This is a genomic window from Phenylobacterium sp., from assembly GCF_044372605.1.
GTDB lineage: Bacteria > Pseudomonadota > Alphaproteobacteria > Caulobacterales > Caulobacteraceae > Phenylobacterium.
This window is the reverse complement of sequence record NZ_JBILRO010000339.1, coordinates 1-2591: the sequence shown is the minus strand read 5'-3', so window position 1 is coordinate 2591 and position 2591 is coordinate 1. Positions and strand designations below refer to the sequence as shown.

The 2591-nt window shown below is 64.3% G+C and carries 4 protein-coding genes; all 4 read left to right on the top strand.

From position 1 onward, the window contains the following. Positions 1-327, top strand: a 327-nt coding sequence (locus tag ACIQ42_RS17890) for a hypothetical protein (RefSeq protein ID WP_397423580.1), incomplete at its 5' end; no start/stop codon positions are given. After that, positions 314-754 carry a hypothetical protein gene (locus ACIQ42_RS17885; protein WP_397423579.1) on the top strand — a complete coding sequence of 147 codons (441 nt, stop codon included), beginning with the start codon at positions 314-316 and terminating at the stop codon, positions 752-754. The genes ACIQ42_RS17890 and ACIQ42_RS17885, both read left to right, overlap by 14 nt. Positions 755-1015: 261 nt before the next feature. Continuing rightward, positions 1016-2320: a spinster family MFS transporter gene (locus tag ACIQ42_RS17880; protein ID WP_397400045.1), complete on the top strand. Its 1305-nt coding sequence runs from the start codon at positions 1016-1018 to the stop codon at positions 2318-2320. A gap of 89 nt (positions 2321-2409) precedes the next feature. After that, positions 2410-2591 (top strand): Ada metal-binding domain-containing protein (locus ACIQ42_RS17875; protein WP_397423578.1); only part of this gene is annotated, 182 nt, incomplete at its 3' end.

Here is a 2591-nt window from a genome sequence, read left to right as displayed (position 1 = left end):
GCCTACATCCTGGCCTCGCCGATTCTGGCGCCCCTCGAAGCCCTCAGCTTCACAAACCTTGGCATCGCCCGCGCCGCTGCTCAGGATCTCGAACGCCGTCACGAACGCCTTGACCGCCGCAACTTCCACGGTGGCGCCCCTGCGATCGTCGGCCCGGAAACCTATGTGACGCAACCCCGGATTGCTCGACGGGCTCGCAGCGATGCCGGCGCTGTGAAGACTGACGACGCGTCCGGTACCGCATCAGCATCCGACGGCCGCAATACCGAAGGACACCTCACCGCCGCTCGCCAGATATCGGGGGCGGAAAAAAATGGTGTCGGATAAGCAACTCGCTGCGAACCGCCGCAACGCAAATCGTAGCACGGGACCGAAAACCCCGGCCGGAAAGTCGACGGCAAGCCGCAACGCCCTGCGCCACGGCCTCAGCACGCCCTCAAAATTGAATGGGCCACTTCCTCTACGATACGAGAAGCTGTCAACCGCATTGGCCGCAGGTCGCGCGCCGATGGCTGACATGGCGCGGCTCGCAGCGGAGCTGAGGTTCCACCTCAATCAAATCGAGAATTCCAGATTGTTTCAACTGAGGGCAGCAATGGCCGCAATGGACACCTCTTTTCCCTGTCCCGGAATAGAAGAGCTGGAAGGGAGGGCTCTGTTGGCGTTGGCTGGCGAGATGGCGAAACTGGAGCGTTACGCTCGCCGCCTTCGATCTCGCCTGAGCAAGGTCATGAAAGCCCTCGACGCGAATTGAGCAGGATCAGGGCCGCGCCAGGCGCATGACCGGGCGTTTGGCGAAACGAACCCATTTGCGGCTTACGCTGCTGGCAGCGCGATGGGAGACGCAAACGGGCATTGCCTGTCGGCGATTGTTCCGCCACAGGCTCCAGGTCCCAGACCCCTTATCGACTTGGCGACTGCAGCAGGAGCGTGCGACAAGGTCTGGACAGGAAACGCATACCCGCCCTTCGAACCGGAACGCCGGCCGATGGCGGCCAGGGTTGGGGAAAGCCAAATGAGTTCGGATATGGCGGCGGCGTCGAAGGCGTCCAGTAACTACCGCTACCTCGTCGTGTTCATGCTGGCGGTGGCCTACACGCTCAACTTCCTGGATCGGCAGATCGTGTCGATCCTTGCCGAGCCGATCCGGACGGACCTGAACCTGTCGGACACACAGCTGGGCCTTCTGGGCGGGATCGCCTTCGCCCTTTTCTATACGACGTTCGGCATCCCGATCGGCTGGCTGGCGGATCGCGCGAACCGGGTCTGGATCATCTCGGCGTCGGTCGCGATCTTCAGCGCGTTCACCGCGCTCTGCGGTACGGCGACCAACTTCGTGCAACTGGCGCTCTACAGGATGGGTGTGGGCATCGGTGAGGCTGGCGGCTCCCCGCCCTCCTACAGCCTGATCTCGGACTACTTCAAACCCGAGGAACGCGGCACAGCGCTCGCGCTCTATTCGCTGGGCGTGCCGGTGGGCTCGATGTTCGGGTCGGCGCTTGGCGGCTGGATCGCCGCCGAACATGGCTGGCGGGCCGCCTTTTTCGCCATGGGTATCCCTGGTCTGATTATCGCGGTTCTGCTGCTGGTGATCATCCGGGAGCCGAAGCGCGGCGGGCTTGATGTCCTGGCGCCGGGCCAGCTCGCCCATGACAAGCCACCGCCGATCTTCACCGCCATCGCCGGGTTCTTCAGCAACCGCACCCTGGTCTGCACGGCGCTGGCGGCGGGCCTTTCGGCCTTTGTAGGCTATGCCGCGCTCACCTGGAATCCGCCGTTCCTGATGCGGGTCAAGGGTATGAGCCTGATGGAGGTGGCGCTTTACTACAGCCTGGTTCTCGGCATCACCGGCATGATCGGGACGTTTGGCGCGGGCTGGCTGGCCGACCGGCTGAGCCGTCGGGATCGGCGCTGGTTCGCCTGGCTGCCGGCGATCACCTTCACCATCACCATCCCGTTCTGGATCGCCATGCTGTACGCGCCCACCTGGCAGATTGCGCTCGCCTGCGCGGCGGTGCCGGCGCTGCTCAACAACTGCTACCTGGCCCCGGCGCTGGCGGTGGTTCAGAACTCGGTGTCGCCGAACCGCCGGGTGATTTCGGGCGCTGTGCTGCTGTTTGTGCTCAACCTTATCGGCCTGGGCATTGGTCCGGTGTACGTGGGCCGCATCTCCGACATGGCCAAGCCGGAATACGGCGACAACTCGCTCATCATCGGCTTCGCCGCCCTGATCCCGATGATCGTGGTGACCATCGTCGCGCACATGGTGTCCGCCTGGTCGATTGGCCGCGACAAGGCCATGGCCGAGGCGGCGGGTTAGCCGAAGCCCGCCTATCGCTCAGGAGGCGCCGACCATCCGTGTCCGAAAACCGCGAGACTTGAAGGGCAAGCCCGCGCATTCTGCCGCGCATGGACATGGATTTTGAAGCCTGCCGCCGCGCCTTCGTGACCCGCGACGCCCGGTTTGATGGCCGTATCTTCGGCGCCGTGAAGACCACCGGCATCTATTGTCGACCGATCTGCCCTGCACGAACGCCCAAGCCGCAGAACATGACCTTCTATCCGCTGGCGGCCGCGGCCCAGGAGGCGGG

Bases quoted from the DNA above. Each gene is read 5' to 3' on its own strand.
- ACIQ42_RS17885 (WP_397423579.1), top strand. From the start codon at position 314: ATGGTGTCGGATAAGCAACTCGCTGCGAACCGCCGCAACGCAAATCGT.
- ACIQ42_RS17880 (WP_397400045.1), top strand. From the start codon at position 1,016: ATGAGTTCGGATATGGCGGCGGCGTCGAAGGCGTCCAGTAACTACCGC.